Here is a 24,104-nt window from a genome sequence, read left to right as displayed (position 1 = left end):
AGCAGCGCGGCTCAAGCCGCGAGCCGCATCCTGATGAGCCTCGCCGCCGATCGACCGCCCCACGGCGGAGCAGCGCGGTCGATCCGACCGAGACACGCGGAGCAAGGAGGTGGGCAAGCCGCAGGGCAGCGCGGGCATGGTAGGCTCGACCGATGATCACGCGGTTCGAGGTCGATGGCTTCAAATCGCTGCGGGATTTCGCGGTCGATCTGGAGCCGCTGACGGTGTTCGTCGGGCCGAACGGGGCGGGAAAGTCGAACCTGCTGGAGGCGATCGCACTGCTGGGACAGCTCGCATCCATGTCGCTGGAGGAGGCGTTCAAGCTCGGGCGGGGGCGGGTTGTCGATCAGTTCAGCCGTTCTGGGGGTGAGGCGGGTAGGACGATCCGGTTCGCAGCCGAGGTGTTGCTGCGAGGCGCGCCAGCGCCGTTTCGAGATGGTGCAGCGCCGCTGCCGGCCCGTTATCGGTACGAGCTTGTCATCGAGCGTCGGACGCGTCCATCAGGCGCAGAGGAGCTGGCGATCTCCGAAGAATACCTTCGCGTGCTTACCAGCGAGGGGCAGTCGCCTCGACGAGAGATCATTTTTCGCCAGGAGGAAGAAAAGCTACGGGAGCGGCGCGTGCTCATCGCGCCCGAAGACGGGAACGAGGAGGAGGAGGATTATCGCTGTCCGCGAACGCACTCTGCGCTCGCAGCGTTCAAAACAGGAATCGGAAGCTACGTTCTCTACACGACCACAGAGGCGAACGCGGCGCTCGATGCCCTCAAGGAACAGCTCGGCCTCCAGAGCAAGAGCGCCGTCTTGCGTCATCTGATTCACGAGAACATCAAGCGGCTGGTATTGGATACTTCAAACGTTCAGGAGAGGGGTTGGCACGCGGTCATCCACGTCATCGCCGAGGAGCTCTCCCGTTTCCGCCTCCTCCAGCTCGACGCCGCGCGCCTGCGCGAGCCGAGCGAGCGCACCGCCTCGAGTGCGCTCGCCCCCGACGCCTCGAACCTGCCCACCATCCTGGCCGATCTACCAGCGCCGACTCTCGGGGAGATCCGCGCGGATTTGGTTTCCCTCATCCCGGGGCTCGCCGGCTTCGATGTCGTGCCCGACGAGGACAGCTTCCGCATCGAGTTCAAGCTCTCCGGCGGCGAGCGCCTCCCGGCGCGCCTCGCCTCCGACGGCACGCTGCGCGCCTTAGCGCTGCTCACGGCGCTCCACGTCGAGCCCCGTCCAGCCATCGTCGGCGTGGAGGAGCCGGAGAACGGTATCTATCCAGGTCGCCTGCGTACGCTGCTCTCGCTGCTGCGCGAGATAGCGGCTTCAGAAGGCGAAGCCCCTCCTGGCTCAGCTCAGCCGGCCACGCAGCTCCTCCTCACCAGCCACTCCCCTCTCGTCCTCGCTGCGTTCCGGGACCGGCCCGAGCACCTGCGCTTCATGGATCTCGTACGCCGTGACGGCCAGCTCGTGACGCGCGCGCGTGCCGTGGGTGAGCTGAAGGCGCCAGGCGACGGCGCGCACATCCTGTCGCTGCGCGAGGTCGACACGCTCCTCCAGGCCGCGGCCAGCGAGGCCGCCGGATGACCAGACGACGGCTTTACCTCCGCGCAGGTCTCTACGCGGAAGGTCCGAGCGACTACCACTTCCTCTTGCCCCTCCTCGATCGTCTGCTCTCCTCGCTCGCCTTGTCGCTGTTTCCCGGCGCTTGCGACATCGAGGACAGCCTGGGGATCGATGCTCCGCCCCCAGCGCGGGGCGAGCGTGCCGAGCGAATCGCTGCCGCCATCGCCGACCGCTGGGCGGAATGCACGCTGTTCGTCATCCATGCCGACGGCGCAGGCGATCCGAGATCTGCGCGACAGGCTTGCATCGACCCTGGCATCGACGCCGCCCGGTGCGCGTCTCCAAACGTCGTGGCTGTCCCGTGCGTGCCAGTGCGCGAGACCGAGGCATGGATGCTGGTCGACGCCGAGGTCTTCCGGACCTTGCTCGGGAGCGGAGCGCAGCCAGCGCTCCCCGCCGAGCCGGAGCGCGAGGCCGATCCCAAGCTGACGCTAGGGCGACTCTTACGAGATGGGGGAATGCGACGAAAGCCCGAGCGCCTCTACCGCTTGTTCGGCGAAGAGGTCAGCCTGGAGGCGCTGCGGACGCTGCCCGCATTCCAGATCTTCGAGACGGAGCTCGTCGAGGCGATCCGCGCCGTCGCACGCGCGCAGGGGTGGCCGGGATGATCCGATCGCAGGGATAGATCCCCGCCCCGGCTCACCCCACGAGCCGCCTCCCCAGGAGCCGCGCCGCCAGGTTCCGCAGCCAGTCCGCCCGCCGCGGGTCGGGCGGCGCGAGCCGCCCCGTCCGCGCCGCCTCCAGGATCGCGGCCGTCTCGGGCGTCGGGTCGGCGCACGCCTCCAGCACCCGGAAGACCGTCGCGTCCTCGTGCCCGACCCCCGCCTCCGCCACCCAGGCGTCCACCGACGCCGCGAACGCAGGGTCGCCGGGGAACGGCTGCTCGACCTCGTTGCTCGGGCCGAGCCCGTTGATGCCGGCGATCACGAGGTCCTTGCGCTCCTTGTAGGTCAGCCCCGCGAGCTCCTCGGGCAGCAGCGGGCGGCCGATCCAGATGTCCTGCACGCCCATGCCCAGCGGGAACTCGAGCCGCTTCTCGAGCGGCTCCGGCGGCAGCGCGCCGGCGAAGCGCACCGGCACCACCGGGACACCCACCGCGAGCGCCATGTCGATGAACGCGCCGCTCATCTTGCGCACCGGCGTGCGGCACTCGAGCGACCTCGTGCCCTCGACGTGCACCATCACCCCCTTGCCCGAGCCCTGCATCTCCGCCCCGAGCTCCGCGATGATGCTCCCGAGCGACGCCTTGTCCTCGCGATCGAAGTACGTGATCACCTTCGGATCGCGCGCGCCCGGGTACGCGAAGCAGTGCGCGAGCATCGTGCCGAGCCACGTCGTCCGGTGCTCGGCCTTGGCCAGCGTGACCGTGGAGACCTCCGTGAGCCCGGAGACGGCGATGCCGAACAAGAGCGACTCGACGCCGACCTGGTGGTTGCCGAGGTAGAGCAGGCTCCGGCCCTTCACCGCGCTGAACGCGGCGGGATCGGCGACGTGCACCCGGCGGATGAACCGCTCGATGAGGCCGAAGTACAGGTCCTCCGCGGGCCACCGGCCGAGGCCCATGGCCGCGCCCCAGTAGCGGCGGACCGGCGCGATGTCGATCACGGGCGGGCCCGCGTCGCGGACCACGACCTCGGAGCCCTCGCGCGCCACCGCGAACGGCCAGCGCGTCAGCGGCTGCGCCGAGGAGACCCCGGCGAGCGAGACCGTCGACGGGTGCACGCCGGCGCGCCGCGCGACGTGATCCTTCACGGCCACCGCCTCGACGAGATCGCCCGACGCAGCGTACAGGTGCGCCACCGTGCCCGGCATCCAGTCCATCGTGCGCACGTCGGCCGGGCTGCAGCGCGCCTCGCCCGACGCCGCGTCGACCCGCGAGACGCCGAGGTCGACCGGGGCGCGGTCGCGCAGGAACGCCCGGCGAATCCCGGGCGGCGCGCCGCCCACCGACCCCTGCGGGAGGAGCACCTCGACGAGGCGGAGCTCCAGCCAGACGCGCTCGCCGGCGGCCTCCGCCGCGATGGCCTGCACCCGGAACGAGACGAAGCGATCCTCGCGGCCCTCGTAGCGCACCTCGACGCGCACCGGCGCCTCGGGCATCGGCCCGTAGAGGCGCAGCGACGGGATGCGCGACGGGAACGCGATGTGCGCGGGCGGGCTCGCCGGATCCCACAGGAACAGCCGGTCGTGCGGGATCGTGTGGGTCAGCGCGTCGAGCATGCCCTGGTGCAGCGTCCCGGGAGGCACCGAGCCCTTGCGGGGATCGAGCACCGCCGAGGAGCCGCGCGCGCCGAGCCGGAGCGAGGTCAGGTACTGGAACGCGGGGCCGTGGAACAGCGTGCCCGCCGCGTAGGGGTCGTCGGCCTCGGGCGCGTCGAGCGCCGGCTCCGGCGCGGGGGCAGGCGGGTACGCGCCGGCCACCCGCACGCGGCCGGTGCACACGGGCTCGAACCGCGAGAGCGCGGGGTTCGAGGCCTCGCGCCACGCGAGGAGCCGCACGTCGAGGACATCGCCCGTCCCGGTGGCCTCGGCCTTGATGCGCACCGGGCCCGGCACGGTCAGCCAGCGGAGCACCACCACGTCCTCCACGGCCACGACCACGCTCCCCGGGCGCGCCCGCAAGGCGGCGCCGGCCAGCCGGTCGACCATGCTCATCCCCGGGAGCGCCGGGACCGTCCAGGTGGGGCAGTGGTCCGCCACCCAGCCGCCCGGATCCAGCACCTCCTCGGCGCCCTCGGCCTCCGGCGGCGCGGCGCGCCCCGCGAGCGCCTGCGGGCTCCGGACCTCGGCCTCCGGCGGCGCGGCGCGCCCCGCGGCCTGCGCGCTCGGGCGGGCTCCCTGGCTCCGGAGCACGGCGCCCGGCAGCGAGGCGAGGTGGCGCGCGTCGCCGCGCGGGTCGAAGCCGACGTCGCGCCGCGGGCGGGGCGGCGGGGCGCCGTCGACGACGCGCACGCCGAGCGTCGCGCCGTAGATGCGGAGGCCGTCCACCCAGAGGTAGGACTCGGCGACGACGTAGGGCCCGCGATCGTCGCGGCCGACCTCGAGGATGTCGGTCTCGACCGTCACCTGCCGGCTGCTCGGCAGCACCTGGCCGCGGTAGCGCCAGCTGTGCTCGTGCCCCGTCATCACCGGCTCGAACCGCGGGTCGCGGAGGCCCGCGTGGAGGTCGTGGTGCAGCATCCAGAACTGGATCGTCTGCAGCATCGCCTCGATGCCGAGCGAGCCGGGTTGCACCGGATCGCCCAGGAAATGGGCCTTGAAGAACCACTCCGACGGCTGGACGTCCCGCCGCGCGCGCAGCCGGCCGAGCCCCTTCCGGCCGCCGCCCTCCCACAGGCCGTCGATCCGGTCGATCATCAGCAGCGACGGCCGCGCGAGCCCGAGCTTGCCCCCGCAGTACCGCTCGGGGCGCGCGCGGAGATCGACCTCGAACTCGGACGGGGCCTCCAGCGCGGCGACCTCCTCGGGCTTCGGCGGGATGCCGATCTGCGTCGCCAGCGCGGCCTTCGGGAAGAAGCCGAACACCGTCTCGAGGTCGTACACCCGGGTGGCGCCGAGGCTGCACTCGACCCGGAACGACAGGATGATCATGCCGCCCGACCGCGAGATGTTCGTGAGCTGCGACGTCGTGCGCAGCGCGCCCGCGTCCGGCAGGACCTCGGCGCGCAGCGTGCCCTTGCCGTCGAGGTTGCGGAAGTACAGCGCGCCCTCGCTCGAGAGCGTGCAGCCGGCGTAGCTCGCGAGCCAGCCGCACGTCTGGAGCGCGGCCTCGAGCACCACCGCGAACGGCATGGTGAGGCTCGCGTTCTCGTCGAAATACCAGGCGTCCGCCGGGACGTCGTACTCCACCTCGACCTTCGCGCCGGCCTTCATCGCCGCCATGGGGCTCGAGACCGAGAGGACCCGGCTCATGAAGTGGTACGGCGGCCCCGGGAGCCGCGCGACGTGCCGGCCCTCGTCGAACCGGCGGTAGAGCGGGCCGAACGCGTCCGACGGCCTGCCCCAGGCGCACGAGAGCAGGCTCTTGTAGTCGAACGGGAACCCGCCGGCGTCCGCGGCGGCGCCGCCTGTGGGCGGCGCGCCGAGCTCGGACCCGGGGACCCGCGCGACCGGCTTCGGCTCGACGTGGCCGTCGAGCAGCTCGGGGAAGCTCGAGAGCGGCCAGTCCGGCCGGAGGCGCAGGCCGACGCGGCGGGCGTGGAACGCCTTGAGGCCGTCGACCGTGCACAGGAAGTCGGCGAACACGGTCGGCTGGGAGCCGTCGTGGACCTCCTCGACGAAGACCTCGTACGTGAGCAGCCGGCTCGTCGGGACCACCTGGCCGCGGCAGCGGAGCAGGTAGGGGACCTCGGGCACGGGCTCGAAGCGGAAGCCGTCCGCGTCCACCGTGAAGCCCATGGCCGCCATGTAGAACGCGAGCGCCTGGAAGCAGCCCTCGAACATGAGCGTGCCCGGCATGCACGGGTCGTCCTTGAAGTGGCCCTCGAAGTACCAGCCGTCCTTCGTGATCGGCAGCGTGGCCCTGAGGTAGCCGCGCTTCCACGGGCCGCCCGCCGGGTCGAACACGTCGACGCGATCGAAGAAGAGCATGGGCGGCGCGCTGATCCGCGGCGTCCGGACGTGGGTGCTCAGGCGCTCGAAGCCGGGGCCGAACGCCGCCGCGCCGTCGCCGGCCGCGAACGCGAGGAGGTCGGCGCGGTCGAACGCGGATTTCTGGCAGGCGATGCGCGGCGGATCGAGGCGGGCGGTCGCCGCGGGCTCGGCGGTGTCCGCGTCCCAGAGGACGCCGCCGGAGTTCGCGAGCTCCTCGTCGGTGAAGAAGCCGGCCTGGCCCTTGCGCGTCTTCAGGCGCAGCTCGCCGCCGATGCGGCAGTCGTAGTGGAAGAAGAAGAGGCGGACGTCGCCGTGCTTCGCGTGCCCGTCGACGTGGATGTCGTAGACGAGCGTGTCGCCCGGGCGCGGCAGCCCGCCGTAGAAGGTGAGCTCGCAGCCGAGCAGCCGGTAGACGCGCTCGCCCTTGTTCTCGAAGTCCGCGCCGAGCCAGCTGATGAGCAAGAGGTCGGCCTGGCCGCTCTCGATCATGATGCCGGCCGGCATCGCGCCGTCGTGCAGGTACCAGGAGTCCCATCGCACGTCGGTCTCGGTCCACATCGTGCCGAGCTTCATCGAGCCGGGCTCGGCGTCGATCCCGGTGACGCGGTCGGCGAGCAGCAGCGGCGGCATGGGCATGCGCACCTGGCGGCGGTAGCCGTCCTGCCGGGCGAAGAGCGGGCCGAACACGTCGGAGATCCGGCCCGAGGCGAGGTGCTCGAGCTGCTCGCGGCTGAACCGGGGACCGCGCGGCGCGAGGGCAGCCGCCGCGGGGAGGTCCGGCGCGGCGGCGGGGCGCGGCGGAGGCGGCGGCGCCGCGGCGGCGGGGCGCGGCGGAGGCGGCGGCGCCGCGGCGGGGCGCGGCGGAGGCGGCGGCGCCTCGGCGGGGCGCGGCGGCTCGATCGACCGCGGCGGCTCGACGGGGCGCGGCGACTCGACGGGGCGCGGCGACTCGGCGCGGGGCGGGCGCGGCGGGTCGACGGGGCGCGGCGCCTCGAACGGCCGCGGCGCCTCGGCGCGGACCGGCGCGACGGGGACGACCTGCGCCGAGGGCGCCGCGTGCACCGCCACAGCCGCGCCGGACGACGCCTCGACGAGCGCGTCCAGCGCGCGCTGCCGCATCTGCAAGAACCGGCGGTGGACCTGGGCCTGCTGCTCCGCCCACGCCTTGTGGATCTGCGCCATCTGCACGGTGAACGCCGCGGCGCCGGCGATCACGTCGCCGGGGATGTCCACGGCCGCGGTCTCGACGAACGCCGGCGCCATCGTCAGCGGCGCGACCGCGATGTCCGCCGCCGCGGTCTCGACGAACGCCGGCGCGGTCTCGACGAACGCCGGCGCGGTCTCGACGAACGCCGGCGCCATCGTCAGCGGCGCGACCGCGATGTCCTCGGCCGCGGCCTCGACGAGCGCCGGCGCCATCGGCGGCGGCTCTTCCCAGGACGGCGGCGAGGCCGCGTCGGCGGCAGAGAACCCCGTGGGCCCGGGGTACAGCGGCGGCAGGTCGTCGAGGGCAGACGGCAGAGGCGGCGCAGGTTCCATCGAGTCTCCAGGGGATGAGCGGGGGGCCGCGCCGGGCACGACGATCGCCGGCGGGTGGGCGGGGAGCGTGAGCGCCGGCCCCGCCGAAGGTCGCGGCGGCGGGAGCGGCGCGGCCGGACCGCCCGCCCCGATGCGGACCGACAGCGAGCCGCCGCCGAGGCCGGCGCAGCGGACCTCGGCGACGCGGACGTCGTCGGACCACGGCGCGCCGTCGGGCTTCCGGGCATGACGGCAGGCGAGCACCGCGGCGGCGACGTGCAGCAGGCCGGAGGCGGCGTGCGCATGGCCGAACCGCGGCGCGAGATCCGTGGCCGACAGCACGAGGCCCGGCTCGGCCGGCTCGTCCACGACCACGGCCAGGACCGGGTGCCGCTCCCGGACGGCGTCGTCGAGCCGCTCGAGCACGAGCACGACCGCGGCGTCGCCGGGGGGCAGGTGGACGCCGAGCGCCTCGAGCGCGGCCGCGTGGGCGGGCTCGCACGAGAGGTCCACGGCGCCGACGATCGCCGCGTCGACGGCGCCGGCGCGCAGGGCGCGGGACGCGACCCGCAGCGCCCAGGGCCCGGAGAGCTCCTCGGCCGCGATCGTGAACGACGGCCCGCCGACGTCGAGGTGGCTGTTCAGCCGGTTCGCCGGGATGTTGGGCATGTTCCCGACGACGCCCGCCGCCCGGAGGGGCGCGATGATCGCGTCCCGGAGCGTGTCGACGTCGACCGACGGGCCGAGCCGCGCCGGCGCCGCCTCGGCGAGCCGCCAGCGCGCCATGTACCGGCACACCTCGGTGTCGGCGCCCATGCCGATGAGCACGGCGGTGCGATCCCGCGGCAGCGCGAGCCCGTCGGTGGCCTCGATCGCCGCCTCGAGCAGCAGCGTCTGCTGGGCGAGCGCCTGCTCCAGATCGCGCGGCGGGAACCGGAGGCGGTCCGCGGGCAGCGCCACGGTCGCGCGGCGGGGATCCGCGCCGCCGCCCGCGAGGAGCGGCTCGGCGAACGCCCGGACGCCGCTGAGCTCACCGACGCACACGCCCATCGCCACCACGGCCAGGTGACCCGCCGGGGCGGGGCGCGCCGCCGCGGCGGGCGGCGCGGCGGCCGCGGCGCGGCCCCTCGGCGCGGCGGGCTCGTACGCCTCCACGAGGAGGTGGGCGTTGTTCCCGCCGAACCCGAACGCCGACAGGCCCGCGAGCCGCCGGCCCTCCCAGGGCTCGGCCCGCTGGAGCACCCGGAACGGGCTCGCGGCCACCGCGTCGCTCAGCGGATCGGCGTGCAGCGTGGGCGGGCGGATCCCCGCCGCCATGGCGCCGAGCAGCTTGAGGAGCCCGGCCGCGCCGGCCGTCGTGACGAGGTGGCCGAGGTTCGACTTGAGCGAGCCGAGCGGGACCTCGCGGCGGCCGAACACCTCGGTGAGGGTCGCGATCTCGGTCGCGTCGCCGAGGGGCGTGCCCGTCGCGTGGCACTCGAGGAGCGAGACCTCGCCGGGATCGAGGCCGGCCATCGCGTACGCGGCCCGCATCGCGCGCAGCTGGCCCTCGACCGCCGGCGCGAGCAGGCCGCGGCCGCGGCCGTCGTTCGACAGGCCGATCCCGCGGATCACGCCCAGGATGGGCCTGCGCGCGGCCTCCGCGTCGGCCAGGCGCTCGAGGACCACGAACGCCGCGCCCTCGGCCGGGACCAGGCCGTCGGCCGCCGACGAGAACGGGCGGCTGCGCCCGGTGCGGCTCAGGGCCGACAGCGCGCAGAACCCGATGTGCATGAAGAGGTCGTCCGACCGGCACACCGCGCCGGCGAGCATCCGGTCGACCTCGCGGTCCTGCAGGCGCTCGCAGGCGAGCGCGATCGCGTAGAGCGACGACGCGCACGCGGCGTCGAGCGCGAACGCCCCGGCCCCGAGGCCGAGCGCGTCGGCGAGCAGGTGCGCGGGCAGGCCCGACATGAACCGGTTGCGCGGATCGGGCCGCGCGACGCCGGCGAGCTCGCCGAGCCACGTCGCCTCGGCCCACGCCGACATCGCCGACGAGGGGAACGAGAGGTTCCCGAGCACCGCGCCCGCGCGGTCGGACCGGCCCTCGTGGCCGGCCTCGCGCAGCGCCTCGCGGCCCGCGTAGAGCACCCACTGGAAGAGCGGGTCGAGCGCGAGCAGCGACTCGGGCGGGCCGCTCCTCCTGGGGAACGGGTCCCGGGCGAGCACGCCGCGGAAGTGCTCGTCGAACCCGGCGACGTAGCCGCCGCGGTCGCTCCACGCGCGGTCCTTCGCGTCGCGCACGTCGCGCGCGCCGCGCCCGTCGCCCGGGCCGGAGGCGAGCGCGCGCTCGCGCGACAGGCGCCAGCGGCCGTCGGGGGCGGCCGACAGGAGGTCCCTGCCCGCGAGCACGTTGTCCCAGAGGGCCGCGGGGTGGAGCGCGCCCGGCAGGACGCACCCGCGGCCGACGATGGCGATGGGCTCGAACACGCTGGCCTCGATCACGCCTGGCCGCGCGCCGTGTCGGGGCGGAGGACGTACTGCACGTCGCGCAGCTCGGCGACCATCGCGCCCGTCTGGTCGACGAACGCGATGTCCGCCTTCGTGCGGTCGCGGGCCACGATCTGCCCGCGCACCACCGCGCGCAGCGGGCCGTCGGACGGCCCCTCGGCGAAGGTGTGCAGCGCGCCCACGGACATCGGGAGCGCCGCGCCGCCGAGCACGTGCTGCGTCCACAGCGTCGCCAGCTGCAGCCCGCCGTCGAGCGCCGCCGGGTCGGTCTTCCACGGCTGCGCCACCCAGCCGGCCTCGCGCAGGCCCACGACCGTCCCCGCGATCCCGTCGCGGCTCACGCCGTCGAGCTGCCGGATCACCTGGAAGTCGCGGCCGTGGAACAGCGTGCGGCCGTCGTACAGGTCGCCGCCGGAGGGCCACGGGCCGAGCGACGGCAGGGCCGGGCCCTTCGGGGCCGCGCGCCCCTCGGGCTGCGCCATCTCGATGGTCGCCGCGTAGTGCAGCGCCCCCTGGGGCCCGCGCAGCTCGGCCGCGAGCACCGCGCCGTGGCCGTTGCTCACCTCGCGGCAGTCCACGCGGAACACCTCGCCGCCCGACTCGTACGCCGCGAGCTTGATCCCGCGCAGCACCCGCACGTCGCGGAGCTCGGTCACGACGAGATCCGGCCGGCAGGCGCGCGCGGCGCGGGCGAACCACTCGAGGGCGATCACCACCGGCACCACGGGCACGCCGTTGATGGCGTGATCGCCGAGGTAGGGGTGCGTCGCGCGGTCCGCGCGGACGGCCAGCGCGACCCGCCGGCCGTGGCCCTGGGCCGCGAGCGTCGTCGGCTCGGCGCCGAGCACGAGCTCGACCGCGCCTCGGTCGCTCGAGCCGTCGCAGAGCTCGTCGAGCAGCATCCTCGCGCCCACGTCGAGCGGGATGAGCGGCACGCCGAGCTGCGCGAAGTGCGCCTCGAGCGCCGCGTTCACCATGCCGCCCTGCCAGGGCCCCCAGCCGAGCGACCTCACGCGGCAGCCCGGGCGCCGGGCGGCCTCGGCGGCGGCGACCTTGTTCAGGACCTCGTTCGCCATCGCGTAGTCGCACTGCCCCTTGTTGCCGCTGCGCGCCGCGATCGAGCTGAAGAGCACGATCGCCTTGAGCGGGTCGCCCTCGGTCGCGCCGAGCAGGGCCCGGAGGCCGTCGACCTTCGTGCGGAACACGCGCTCGAGCTGCTCGACCGTCTTCTCCGCGATCAGCTTGTCGGCGAGCACGCCCGCGCCGTGGACGATCGCGGTGACGGGGCCGAAGGCGCCGCGCACCTGGTCGAGCGCCGCGGCCACGGCGCGCGGATCGTTCACGTCGACCGGCACGTAGAGGGCCTCGCCGCCGGCCGCGCGGATCGCGTCGAGCGTCGCGCGGACCTCGCGGCTCGCGAGGATCTTCGCGACCTGGCGGCCGATCTCCGCCGGCGTCGCCTTGTGGCCCGCGGAGGCCGCGGCCTTGACGAGCGCCGCCTTGAGCGCGGCCTCGCCGCCGACGCCGCGGCACACGGCCGGATCCTCCTCGAGCGCGGAGCGGCCGAGCAGCGCAAACCTCGCGCGGCTGGCCTTCGCGAGCGCGATCAGCGTCGCCGCGGTCACGCCGCGGGCGCCGCCGCTCGCCACGACCACGTCGGACGGCCCGAGGGGAAGCGGCCCGGGCTGCGCGTCCTGCCGGACGCTGCGCAGCGTGGTGCGCCGGCCGTCCGCGCGCAGGCCGATCTCGAGCTCGACGCCGCCGGACAGGAGCTCCGCGGCGATCGCCTCGGCGAGCTCGGCGGCCGGCCGGCCGCTCCGCTCGAGGTCGATCGCGCGGCACGACGCCTCGGTCCACTCCAGGGCCGCGGTCTTCACGAGGCCCGGCAGCCCGCCCACCCAGGCGCGGTCCGAGCCCGCGAGGCCGAAGTCGCCGCCCGTGTCCTGGACCGTGACGAACAGGGCCGGCTGCGCCGCGATCGCCTGGGCCGCGAGGAACGCCTCGCGGTGGACGGCGAGCGCCTCGTCGGCCGTGGCCGCGTCGCGCAGGCCGCCGAGGAACACGGCGCCGCGGGCGCCGCGGGGCACGGCGGCGGCGTACTCGGCGGCGATCCCGCGCGCCGCGAGGGCGGCGGCGAGCGCGGGGCCGACCGCGTCGTCGCCGGTGACCACCACGGTGCCGGCGTCGAAGAGGCCGGGCATCGCCATGCCGGCGGCGGGCGCCGGCACCTCGACGAGCGTCCACCGGCCGAGGTGCGCGGCGGCGGGGTCCTCGGCGGGCTTCGCCGGGGCGTCGTCGGCTGCGGCGGAGCCGAGGCGCGCGCGGAGGTGGTCGACCACCTGGCCGAGCGTGCGCAGCTGCGCCAGCGCCGAGGCGTCCACCTCCGACAGCCCGGGCGTCCGGTCCCGCACCGCCGACAGGATCTCCACCCGCTTGATGCTGTCGATCCCGAGGTCGCTCTCCAGCTCCATCTGCAGCCCGAGCATCTCGGCCGGGTAGCCCGTCGTCTCGGCCACCACCGCCATCACCACCCGCTCGACCTCGGCCGCGCCGGGCGTCGCCGCGGAAGCGCTGGCCGGCGCGGGGGCGGGCAGCGAGGCGCGGAGGTGGTCGACCACCTGGCCGAGCGTGCGCAGCTGCGCCAGCGCCGAGGCGTCCACCTCCGACAGCCCGGGCGTCCGGTCCCGCACCGCCGACAGGATCTCCACCCGCTTGATGCTGTCGATCCCGAGGTCGCTCTCCAGCTCCATCTGAAGCCCGAGCATCTCGGCCGGGTAGCCCGTCGTCTCGGCCACCACCGCCATCACCACCCGCTCGACGTCGGACGCCGCGGGCGCCGTCGCCGCGGGAGCTGCGGCCGGCGCGGCCGCGGCGGGTGCCGTCGCGGCGGAGGGAGCGGCAGCCGGCCTGACGGCGGCCGCGGGCGCGGCGGCGGGCAGCGAGGCGCGGAGGTGGTCGACCACCTGCCCGAGCGTGCGCAGCTGCGCCAGCGCCGAGGCGTCCACCTCCGACAGCCCGGGCGTCCGGTCCCGCACCGCCGACAGGATCTCCACCCGCTTGATGCTGTCGATCCCGAGGTCGCTCTCCAGCTCCATCTGCAATCCGAGCATCTCCGCCGGGTAGCCCGTCGTCTCGGCCACCACCGCCATCACGACCCGCTCGACGTCGGCTGCCGCGGGCGATGCCGCCGCGGCGGCCGGCGCGGCCGCAGCAGGAGCGACGGGCGCCGTCGCCGTGGCAGTCGGCCTGACGGCGGCCGCGGGCGCGGCCGCGGGCAGCGAGGCGCGGAGGTGGTCGACCACCTGCCCGAGCGTGCGCAGCTGCGCCAGCGCCGAGGCGTCCACCTCCGACAGCCCGGGCGTCCGATCCCGCACCGCCGACAGGATCTCCACCCGCTTGATGCTGTCGATCCCGAGATCGCTCTCCAGCTCCATCTGCAGCCCGAGCATCTCGGCCGGGTAGCCCGTCGTCTCCGCCACCACCGCCATCACGATCCGCTCGACCTCCGCGGATGCGGCGGGCGCCGCCGCGGCTGCGCCCGTCGGCGCGGCTGCTGCGGGCGCCGCTGCGGCGGCGGGGGCGGCGATGGCCGGCCTTGCGCCGGCCGCCGGCGCGGCGGCGGGCATCGAGGCGCGGAGGTGGTCGACCACCTGCCCGAGCGTGCGCAGCTGCGCCAGCGCCGAGGCGTCCACCTCCGACAGCCCGGGCGTCCGATCCCGGACCGAGGACAGGATCTCCACCCGCTTGATGCTGTCGATCCCGAGATCGCTCTCCAGCTCCATCTGAAGGCCGAGCATGGAGACGGGGTATCCGGTCTTGTCCGCGACCACCTCGAGGACCATCCGCTCGAGATCGACCCCCGGCGCGGCGGCGCCCGCCGCCTGCGTTGCCGTGGGCGAAGGCGGCGCGACCGCCGCCTTCGCTGCCGCGGTGGGGGCGGTGGGCGGCGGCGCGACGGCCGCCTTCGCGGCCGGGACGGGCGCCGCGGCCGCCGGCGCCGCGGCCTTCGCTGCCGCAGCGGGCGCCGCCTGCACGGGCGGTGCGACCGCCGGCTTCGCTGCCGTGACGGGCGCCGCAGCCGCCGGCGCTGCGAGCGCCGCGTGATGCTCCCCGCCCGCGCCGTTCAGGCCGTCCTGGACCACGTGGCTCCTGCCCCCGCCGATGAGCAGCGCCGGCGCCCCTGCGGGCCCCAGCGACGCCTCCGAGACCGGCCCACGATGGACCGGCGCGAGGATCGTGGGCGCGGGCCGCGCCTCGGGCGCCGCCGTGACCGGGTACGGAGCGCCGGTCGCGAGCGCGGCGAGCCCTGCGAAGGAGGCCTCGGCCGCCTGCAGGAAGGCGATGTGGGTCTCGGCCATGGCGCGCTGGTACACGCTGTGGGCTTCCGCGGTGGCGCGCTGCGCCTCCTGGTAGGCAGCGAGCCACGATGCGCTCGCTGCCGGCGCCGGCGGACGCACCACGGGCGCAGACGCGCTCACCACGGGCGCAGACGCGCGCACCACGGCCGCCGACGACGCGCTCACGGCCGGCGACGATGCGCTCGCAACCGGCGTCGACGCGCTCGCAACCGGCGCAGACGCGCTCGCAACCGGCGCAGACGCACGCACCACTGGCGCAGACGCGCTCGCAACCGGCGCCGGCGCGCTCGCAACCGGCGCAGACGCGCTCGCAACCGGCGCCGGCGCGCTCGCAACCGGCGCAGACGCACGCACCACCGGCGCCGGCGCGCTCGCAACCGGCGCCGGCGCGCTCGCAACCGGCGCCGCCGGCCTCACCGCCACCGGCGCCCGCGCCGCCTCGGGCGCCGGCCTCGCCGCGCTCGCCTTCGGCAGCTCCTTCGCCCCGCCCTGCGGCGGGTACGGCTTGCCGTAATTGCTCCCGTTGATCCCCAGCGACAGCTTCGGCTTCGGCAGCGCCCGCGGATCGACCGGCGCCGCGACCCCGTCCCAGAGCACCCGCGCGTCGAGCGGGACCCCCGCCACGGCGAGCCGCGCCACCGCCTCGAACAGGCTCGTCACCCCGTGCTTGCCCTTGCGGTCGAGCGCCACGGCGCGGTGCGGCCGGCCGCTCAGGATGTCGCCGACCAGGTTCGTCAGCACCGAGCCCGGCCCGACCTCCACGAACGTGCGCACCCCGGCCGCGTACATCCGCTCGATCTCCTCCACGAACCGCACCGGCTCGGCCAGCTGGCGCGCCAGCCGGTCGCGCACCGCGTCGCCGCCGCCCGGGTACGGCTCGACCTCCGCGTTGCTGTACACCGGCGCCCCCGGCGCCTGCACCGCGATGCCCCCCAGGAACTCGCGGAACGGCGCGCTCGCCTCCGCCACGAGCGGCGAGTGGAACGCCGCCGCCACGTCGAGCCGCCGCGCCTGGATCCCCATGCCCGCGAGCCGCTTCTCCGCCGCCTCGATCGCCGCGACCGACCCGGACAGGACCACCTGCTTCGGGCCGTTGTGGTTCGCGACCACCACGTCGGCGAGCCCGAGCGCCCGCACCTCCTCGATCGCCCGCGGGACCGCGATCATCGCGCCCCGCTCGGACGACGCCGCGCCCATCAGCTCGCCGCGCCGCCGGGCCACCCGCAGGAGGTCCGCCGCGGACAGCGCGCCCGCCGCGTGCAGCGCCGCGATCTCGCCGAAGCTGTGGCCCGCGAACGCGTCGGCCCGCACCCCGAGCGCCCCGAGCAGCGCGAGGTGCGCGAGGCTCGTCGCGCCGATCGCCGGCTGCGCCCACCGCGTCTCGCGGAGCCGCGCGTCCTGCGCCGCGCGGTCCTCGTCCGAGAACACCGGCCGCGGGAACACCACCTCGTGCAGCGCCGCGTCCGCGATCGGGACGCTCGCCGCCGCGTCCCACGCCTCGCGGGCCGCGTCGAACGTCATCAGCACGTCGGCGCCCATCGCGAGGTACTGGCTCCCCTGCCCCGGGAACAGGAACGCCACCTGCCCCGGCGCCTCCCCGGTCGCGTAGTGCACGAGCGGCGCGGCGAGCGCCTGCTCGGGCTTCGACCCGAGGTGCGCCGCGACCTGCTCGAGCTTCTTCCGGAGATCCGCCTCGTCCGTGGCGCACAGCCCGAGCCGCGCGGGCCGCGACCCGTCGAACGACAGCACCGACTCCCGCGCGAGGAAGCGCAGGATCTCCGGGGTCTCCGCCGCCTTCGCCATCGCCCGGGCGCGGTCCGCCAGCGCCGCCGGGGTGTCCGCCGACAGGAGGACGAGCTCCGCCGGGACCGACCGCACCCGGTGCGCCCGCGGCGCCGGGCCCGTGTACTCCTCCAGCGCCACGTGGAAGTTCGAGCCGCCGAAGCCGAACGAGCTCACCGACGCGCGCCGCGGGTGGCCCGCCGGCCGGATCCACGGCCGCGCCTCGGTGTTGAGGTAGAACGCGGTCTTCTCGATCTCGAGCTTGGGGTTCGGCTTGTCGACCTTGATGGTCGGCGGCAGCACCTTGTGGTGCAGCGCCATGATCGCCTTGAACAGGCCCGCCGCGCCCGCCGCCGCCTTGGTGTGGCCGATCTGCGACTTCACGCTGCCGAGCGCGCACCACTGCCGGTCCTGTCGCCCCGACTCGTCGAACATCGCCCGCAGGCCCTCGAACTCGGCCGCGTCCCCGGCCTTCGTCCCGGTGCCGTGGGCCTCCATCAGCTCCACGGTCTCGGCGCCGTACCCGGCGGCGGCGTAGGTCCGGCGCAGCGCCTTGGCCTGCCCTTCCGGCACCGGCGCATACACGCTCTTGCTCCGCCCGTCCGACGACGACCCGATCCCGCGGATCACCGCGTACACCCGGTCCCCGTCGCGCTCGGCGTCCTCGAGCCGCTTGAGCGCCACCATCGCGATGCCCTCGCCGAGCAGCGTGCCGTCGGCCTTGTCCGAGAACGGACGGCAGTCGCCCGACCGCGACAGCGCCGGCGTCTTGCTGAAGCACATGTACATGAACGCGTCGTTCATCGTGTCGCAGCCGCCGGCGATCACGAGGTCGGACTGGCCGAGCGCGAGCTCGTTGATCGCCATCGACATCGCCGACAGCGACGACGCGCACGCCGCGTCGGTCACGCAGTTGGTCCCGCCGAGGTCGAGCCGGTTCGCGATGCGCCCGGCCACCACGTTGCCGAGCAGGCCCGGGAAGCTCGACTCCTGCCAGGGCACGTAGCTGCCCGCGATCCGGTCGCAGGCGCGCTTCACCTCGTCCTCGGGATACCCGAGGTCCCGGAGCGCCTTGGCCCACACCGGCCGCTGGATCCGGCTCACCATCGAGGCGAGGAGCTCCTGCGCCGAGGTGACGCCGAGGATCACGCTGATCCGCTCGCGGTTCATCGACTCGAACTGCCCCTGCGCCGCGTCCTCCAGCACGCGCTTCGCCACGATGAGCGCGAGCAGCTGCGTCGTGTCCGTGGCCGGCACGATCGACGGCGGGACGCCCCACTCCAGCGGATCGAACGGCACGTCCTTCAGGAAGGCGCCGCGCTTCGCGTACGTCTTGTCCGGAGCGGACGGATCCGGATCATAGTAGTCCTCGACGAGCCAGTGGGTGCTCGGAACGTCGGTGATGAGGTCGGTTCCAGCGAGGATGTCGCGCCAGAAGCCGTGAGCGTCGAGCGAGCCGGGGAAGATGGCGCTCACGCCGACGACGGCGATGGCCGGAGTACGCGGGGACGAAGGGTGCATGACGGACCTCAGCAGGGGTTCGGGCGCTCAGACGAGCGGGCGAGGGGTGAAGTGGAAGGCGGCGCTCGGCACGGGGACGCCGTAGGTCCGCAGCTGCTGCGCGCGCGTGACGACGGCCGCGCCCTCGAGCAGGTTGCGCGCGACCTGGACCACGGTGCGGTTCGCGGGGTCCTCGAGGAACGACCCCTTGACCCAGCGGTTGAAGGCGCCCATGGCCGGGCCACACCAGATCTGGTAATCGGCGCGGCGCTTCGGGTCCCCGGCGATCGCCCACTTGCTGGACATGCCGAGATACCAGCGGAAGATCAGCGCCATCTTGTGCTTCGGATCGCGGGCGGCGCGCTCGAGCTCGGCCGGGTCGCGCTCGGCGAAGAACCGCTCGCAGCCGGCCCACACCTCGTCGCACGACATCTGGAACTGCTCCCGCTCGACGCGCGCGCGCACGTCGGCGGGCAGCGACTCGATGGAGTCGTGGGCGACGTACAGGTCGTAGAGCCGCTGCGCGCGGACGCCGAACATCGTGCCGCGCTTGAGCACCTGGACCTGCACGCCGAGCTCGAACATGTCGGCGGCCGGCGTCATGGTCACGTCCGGCAGGTCGGCCTGGGCCAGCATCTTCTTGCCCTCGTCGGACAGGCCCGACTCGACGCATGCCTGGTTGACCGAGCCCGTGAGCACGTACGCGGCCCCGAGCGCGAACGCCGCGGCGACCGTGGACGGCGTGGAGAGGCCGCCGGCGGCGCCGACGCGGATCGGGCGCTGATACCCGTGCTTGGCCGCGAGCTCGTCGCGGACGCCGAGGATGACCGGGAACAGCGCGACCAGCGGCTGGTTGTCGGTGTGCCCCCCGGAGTCGGCCTCCACCGTGATGTCCTCGGCCACCGGCAGGGACCGCGCGAGCTCCGCCTCTTCCCGGGTGAGCCACCCGTTGCGAACGCAGGTGTCGAGGATCTCGGCCGGCGCGGGCGACAGGAAGCGCGCGGCGACCTCCGGGCGCGAGATCTTCGCGAACAGGTGGTTCTGCCGATCGATGCGGCCGTCGGGCAGGCGCCGGATGCCGCTGTAGGCGAACCGCACGACCATCGGGTTCAGGCCCATGTAGGCCGCGGCCTCGGCCCGCCTCACTCCCTTCCTCAGGTAGAGCTCCACCGTGTCGCTCTCCAGCCGCGGCTGGTTCGGAGCGTGGATGAGGTTGCAGCCCCAGGTGGGGCCTTCCGTGCCGAGCGCGGCGACGATCTCGTCGACCGCCTGCTCGATCCGGTGGAGCCCGAGGCCGGCGGCGCCGAAGAACCCCATCATCCCCGCCCTGGCCATCTCGATGGTGATCCGCGTGGTGTGGATACCGTTGGCCATCGCGCCGGCCACGTAGGGGAAGCGCAGGCGGTGGACCTCGAGGAAGGAGCGGTCCCCGAGCCACTCCGGATACAGCGCCGGCAGCGTGCCGAGGAGCGGGAACGTGGGGACCCCGTTGACCTGATCTTCGCGGATGACCGCGCCGCCGCGCGACACGCCGACGCGCCCCTCCGGCGTCTCGCGCACCACGTGCACCGGCTCGCGCACGCAGGAGACGGCCTCCCGCAGATCGGTCGACGTGAACGCGGGGAGCCACGGTCCGCTGCGCCAGATCCCGATCGGCTGTAGGCCGGCGCTGCGGAGGGCCTGCGGTTCCTTTATCATGCTGAGATGCCTCCCAATGACAAGCTCGCGCTCTATAACATCCGTGGTCTCCGGCCCGCGGTAATGGTTCGGTCACGGAACGACGGCACGACCGGATCGTGACGTTCCCCGGGTTCGGGCCGTGAAAGCGCTTTCCCTCGGCGCGTTCGCGCCCGCGCCTCATGACGCGTCGCGCCTCCGTTTCCCTGGCGATCCCTGAGCCGAAGGCATCGAAATCGCTTGCTTTTTTCAGCGCCTCGCGTCTCTGGGTCGAGCGCTGCGCGGCATCCCGGGCGCGGGCCGGCGCGCATTGTCAGCGTCTCGTCATGAACCCCTTACCGGCCAGCGCGGCGCGCCCTCAGAGAGAGAGGCTGAACCGCCAAGAAGCCAAGAACGCGAGGAGAACCCAACAGGCCTGCTCCCTGGTTATCCCCAGGCTCTTCACGTCCAGGCGGTTCAACCCCTCTCCCTCTGGAAGGCGGTTTGCTCTCGCCCAACTACGTCCCCGTAAAAGAATTCGAACCACAGAGGCACAGAGGGCACAGAGGGGAGAGAAGAAATAGGATTCTTATTTCTCTCCCCTTTTATTTCTCTCCCCTCTGTGCCCTCTGTGCCCTCTGTGGTTCATTTTCTCGGGGCTGCAGCCCGTTCGGTGTCCTAGAGCGAGTACCCGCCGTCGCTGACGAGGAGCGCCCCCGTCATGGTGCCCGAGGCGTCCGAGAGCAGGAACGCGATGAGCCCCGCGATCTCGTCGGCGCTCGCATACCGGCCGAGGGGCGTGGACATCGCCGCCATCTGATCGAACGCGGCGCGCTCGCTCCCGGCGGTCGCGACGAGCTGCTGGAAGAACGGCGTCTGCGTCCAGATCGGCGTCTCGACGCCCCCGGGCAGGACGCCGTTCACGCGGATCTTGTCGCGCGCGCCCTCCTTCGCCGCCACGCGGACCAGCTGCGCCGCGCCCGCCTTCGAGGCCGCGTAAGCGGCGATGCCCGGCTCGGCCTTCATGGCCGCGACCGAGGAGACGACGACGGCCGTCCCGCCCTCGCCCGACCTCCTGAGGAGGCGAAGGCCCGTCCGCAAGGTCAGAAAGGCGCCGTCGAGGTTCACCGAGAGCACGCGCCGCCAGTCCTCGAACGAGGTCTCCGCGAGCGGCGCCCCGTGGGCGATACCGGCGTTCGCCACGACATGGTCGAGCCTCCCGAACCGACGCTCGACGGCCTCCTCGATCTCGGCCCACGGGGCCTCGGTCCCCACGTCGCCGTCGCGCACCAAGAGCTCCGGCCCACGGAGCTCCGCCGCGAGCGCGTCGAGCGCCTCGCGGTTCCGATCGATGAGGACCAGGCCGCCCACGGTTTGCGAAATCTTGCGTGCGGTGGCCGCGCCGATCCCCGACGCCGCCCCGGTGACGAGCGCGACTCGACCTGACATATGCTCAACCCCTCTACCACATCGAAGCCGCCCTGTGCACCCGCGCCGTCCAAGGCGGGTGGGAGAGACACGCTCTCGCCGGCACGCCAGCCATGAACCGGGTGTCTTTCCACGCGGACGCACGCGGACGCAGCCGGGCGCGTCGCAGACCGGGGCTCGCCAACCGCGACGGAACGGTTCCACGGAGGGCACACCGCCCGGCGCAGCACAACGACCGCCTCGCTCGTTCGCCGGACGTCCCCGCCGGCCGCCCGTGCTCGGCGGCTGCGTTCCGGTGCGGTGATGCTTTGAGGGCGCTCGCGCTCGTTTTATGCTCTCGTGACGAGCCAACGATGCGACGCCTCTACCGGCTCTCTGCCAGGGTCAGCAAGCTCCTCCAGGCCCGTCGAGCGCGCGCCGAAAAGTCACGGGCGTCCAGGGCGGCGCCACCCGCCGAAGCGCGGGTGCGCGCCGCCGACATCGCCGCGCAGCAGCAGGCTCAGGCGAGCCTCGAGCAGCAGCAGGCGGTGCTCAAGTACGTCATCGCCAACGTCCCCCACGCCATCTTCTGGAAAGATCGCCAGGGCCGGTTTCTCGGAGGAAATCAGAACTTCCTCAACGACACGAACACGAGGGTCCTGGAGAACCTCGTCGGCAAGACCGACTTCGATGTCTGGGGGAAGCAAGACGCGGAGTCGTTCGTGCGCGTCGACCGGGAGGTCATGGAGCGCGGCACGCCGATGCTCGACATCGAGGAGCCGCTGCTCCGCCCGGACGGCGAGCGGCGGGTCCTGCTCACCAGCAAGGTGCCCATCCGCGACGAGCGCGGCGGCATCATCGGGCTCCTCGGGATCTACGCCGACATCACCGAGCGCAAGCGGATGGAGGTCGAGCTCCAGAAGGCCAAGGAGGCCGCCGACGCCGCAGCCCGCGCGAAGGGGGAGTTCCTCACGGTGATGAGCCACGAGCTCCGGACGCCGCTCTCGCTCATCCTCGGTCCGCTCCAGTCGCTGCTGTCGGGCCAGGACGAGCCGCTCTCGGCGCGGGTGCAGGCCGATCTCGAGCGCATCCAGCGCAGCGGGCGGCGCCTCCGCCGGCTCGTCGACGACGTCCTCGATTATCAGAAGATCGAGGCCGGCAAGATGCACGTCGACTGGGAGGCGGTCGACGTGACAGAGCTCGTCGCGGACATGGTGGAAGAGGCCCGCCCCGCGGCCGAGCGCGGCGGCGTGCAGCTGTCGCTCCAGGCGGATCCGGCGCTCGGGACGGTCCCCCTCGATCGGCGCAAATTCGAGAAGATCGCGCTCAACCTCCTGGGCAACGCGCTGAAGTTCACCCCGGCGGGCGGCCGGGTCGACGTCGGGCTCCGGGCGGCGGACGGGCTCTTCGAGCTCTCGATCGAGGACACCGGTCCTGGCATCCCGCCGGACCAGAGACACCTGCTCTTTCAGCGGTTCCAGCAGATCGACGCGTCGGCCACGCGCAAGCACGAGGGGACCGGGATCGGGCTGTCGCTGGCCAAGGAGCTCGCGGAGCTCATGGGAGGCGCGGTCGGCGTGGAGAGCGAGCCCGGGGTCGGCTCCCGCTTCTTCGTGCGGCTCCCGCGGGCGGCGGACCGCGTGATGGCGTCGCGGGCGCCTCGCGCGCCGGAGCCGCCGAGGTCGTCGCGGCCGACCGGCGGCGCGGACGACCCCGCGGCGTCCAGGCCGCGCGTCGCGGACCACCTCGCGGCGCCCGCGCCTCGGCCCGCGCCGGCGGTCCGCGGAGACGGCCTCGCGGCGGCGCCTGCGTCGCGCGTGCTCGTCGTGGAGGACAACCCGGACATGGCGTCTTACCTCGAGGGCATCCTGTCCGCCGAGCACCAGGTCCTGCGCGCGACGAACGGCCGGGAGGCGCTCGAGGTGGTCAGGGCGACGAGGCCCGACGTCATCGTGTCGGACGTGATGATGCCCGAGATGGACGGCTTCGAGCTGGTCCGGCGGCTCAAGGGGGATCCCGAGCTCCGGGACATCCCGATCCTCCTGCTCACGGCCAGGGCGAGCCGCGCCGAGGCCGTGGGCGGGCTCGAGGTCGGCGCCGACGAGTACCTGAGCAAGCCGTTCGACCCGCTGGAGCTCAAGGCGCGCGTCCGCGCGGCCGAGCGGCTGCACCGCGCCTACCTGGAGCTCGCCGCGAAGAACCGCGAGCTCGCGGCCGCGCTCAAGCGGCTCTCGGAGACGCAGGAGGAGCTGCTCCAGGCGGGCAAGATGGCGGCGATAGGCACGCTGGTCGCGGGGCTGTCGCACGAGATGAACAACCCGGTCTCGGTCATCGTGATGACCGCGCAGCTCCTGCTCCGGCGGCACCGCAAGGGGCACGGCCTGCCCGACGAGGCCGCGATCGTGAAGGCGCTCGGCACCATCGAGCGGCAGGCGAACCGCTGCTCGGACCTCGTGACCGCGCTGCTCGAGTACGCGCGCGGCAAGCCGGTCGGCCGGCAGGCGTGCGACGTGCGCGAGGCGCTCCGCCGCGCGGTCGACCTCTCCGCGCCGCGGGCGCGCGAGCGACGGGTCCACCTCCAGGCGAACAGCTCCGCGTCGGCGCTGCCCCGGGTGCTCGTCAACACATCGCAGCTCGAGTCGGCCCTGCTCAACGTGATCGGCAACGCCCTCGACGCCAGCCCCCAGGGCGGCGCCGTCGTCATCGGGGCGCGCGCGCTCCCGCGCGGGGACGTCCACGGCGTGGAGATCGACGTGCGGGACACCGGCTGCGGCATCCGCGCCGAGGACCTGAGCCGCATCTTCGAGCCGTTCTTCACGACGAAGCCGCCCGGGCAAGGCACCGGGCTCGGCCTGTCGCTGACGCACCGGTTCATCCAGGAGCACCAGGGGAGCATCCGTATCGAGAGCGCGCTCGGCGAGGGCACGACGGTCCGCATGTGGCTGCCCGCCCTTCAAACGGACGGGGCGGAGTGAGCGCGTGAGAGGCGCCTCACAAGGGCGCGTAAGAGAGCGGCCGGCCTGAAGCACGAGCGACAGCGAGTGATTCGGGCCACAGCGCATCATCTCCTACTTCAGCCCTCATCGTCGACTCTTCCACGTCCTTGACAGACACACCCCCTTTGGGATGTCATCGAAAGGCCTGCATGTACCTTGGGAGCCATGCCTCTTCGCGGTGCGTCCAT

7 protein-coding genes are annotated in these 24,104 nt (G+C 74.0%); 3 read left to right on the top strand and 4 right to left on the bottom strand.

What is annotated here, in order from left to right:
- Positions 1-152: 152 nt before the first annotated feature.
- A complete protein-coding gene (locus tag WME83_RS06250) occupies positions 153-1,577 on the top strand; it encodes an AAA family ATPase (protein ID WP_437318339.1) in 1,425 nt (474 codons plus the stop codon).
- A 65-nt stretch (positions 1,578-1,642) separates the two neighbouring features.
- On the top strand, positions 1,643-2,224 hold the full coding sequence (locus WME83_RS06245; RefSeq protein WP_437318338.1) for a hypothetical protein: 582 nt from the start codon (positions 1,643-1,645) through the stop codon (positions 2,222-2,224).
- A 31-nt stretch (positions 2,225-2,255) separates the two neighbouring features.
- Here WME83_RS06245 and WME83_RS06240 read toward each other — a convergent pair whose 3' ends face one another.
- The 4 genes from WME83_RS06240 to WME83_RS06225 all read right to left on the bottom strand — a co-directional run bounded on the left by WME83_RS06240 (position 2,256) and on the right by WME83_RS06225 (position 20,962).
- Positions 2,256-10,196 (bottom strand): beta-ketoacyl synthase N-terminal-like domain-containing protein, encoded by a 7,941-nt coding sequence (locus WME83_RS06240; RefSeq protein WP_437318337.1) that lies wholly within the window; start codon positions 10,194-10,196, stop codon positions 2,256-2,258.
- An 11-nt stretch (positions 10,197-10,207) separates the two neighbouring features.
- Entirely contained in the window at positions 10,208-17,878 is a 7,671-nt protein-coding gene (locus WME83_RS06235) for an SDR family NAD(P)-dependent oxidoreductase (protein WP_437318336.1), read from the bottom strand.
- Between the two features lie 27 nt (positions 17,879-17,905).
- Positions 17,906-19,555 carry a PfaD family polyunsaturated fatty acid/polyketide biosynthesis protein gene (locus WME83_RS06230; protein ID WP_437318335.1) on the bottom strand — a complete coding sequence of 550 codons (1,650 nt, stop codon included), beginning with the start codon at positions 19,553-19,555 and terminating at the stop codon, positions 17,906-17,908.
- Between the two features lie 636 nt (positions 19,556-20,191).
- Positions 20,192-20,962 carry an SDR family NAD(P)-dependent oxidoreductase gene (locus tag WME83_RS06225; RefSeq protein WP_437318334.1) on the bottom strand — a complete coding sequence of 257 codons (771 nt, stop codon included), beginning with the start codon at positions 20,960-20,962 and terminating at the stop codon, positions 20,192-20,194.
- Between the two features lie 332 nt (positions 20,963-21,294).
- On the opposite strand from WME83_RS06225, the gene WME83_RS06220 reads away from it, so the two are divergent.
- The gene (locus tag WME83_RS06220; RefSeq protein ID WP_437318333.1) at positions 21,295-23,895 is read left to right on the top strand and encodes an ATP-binding protein; all 2,601 of its coding nucleotides are present in this window, start codon (positions 21,295-21,297) and stop codon (positions 23,893-23,895) included.
- The last annotated feature ends 209 nt before the right edge of the window (positions 23,896-24,104 follow it).

Origin of the sequence: Sorangium sp. So ce385 (genome assembly GCF_051474135.1) — a bacterium.
Classification (GTDB): Bacteria; Myxococcota_A; Polyangia; order Polyangiales; family Polyangiaceae; genus Sorangium; species Sorangium cellulosum_D.
The sequence above is the reverse complement of the archived record's forward strand: the minus strand, read 5'-3'. Positions and strand labels throughout refer to the sequence as shown.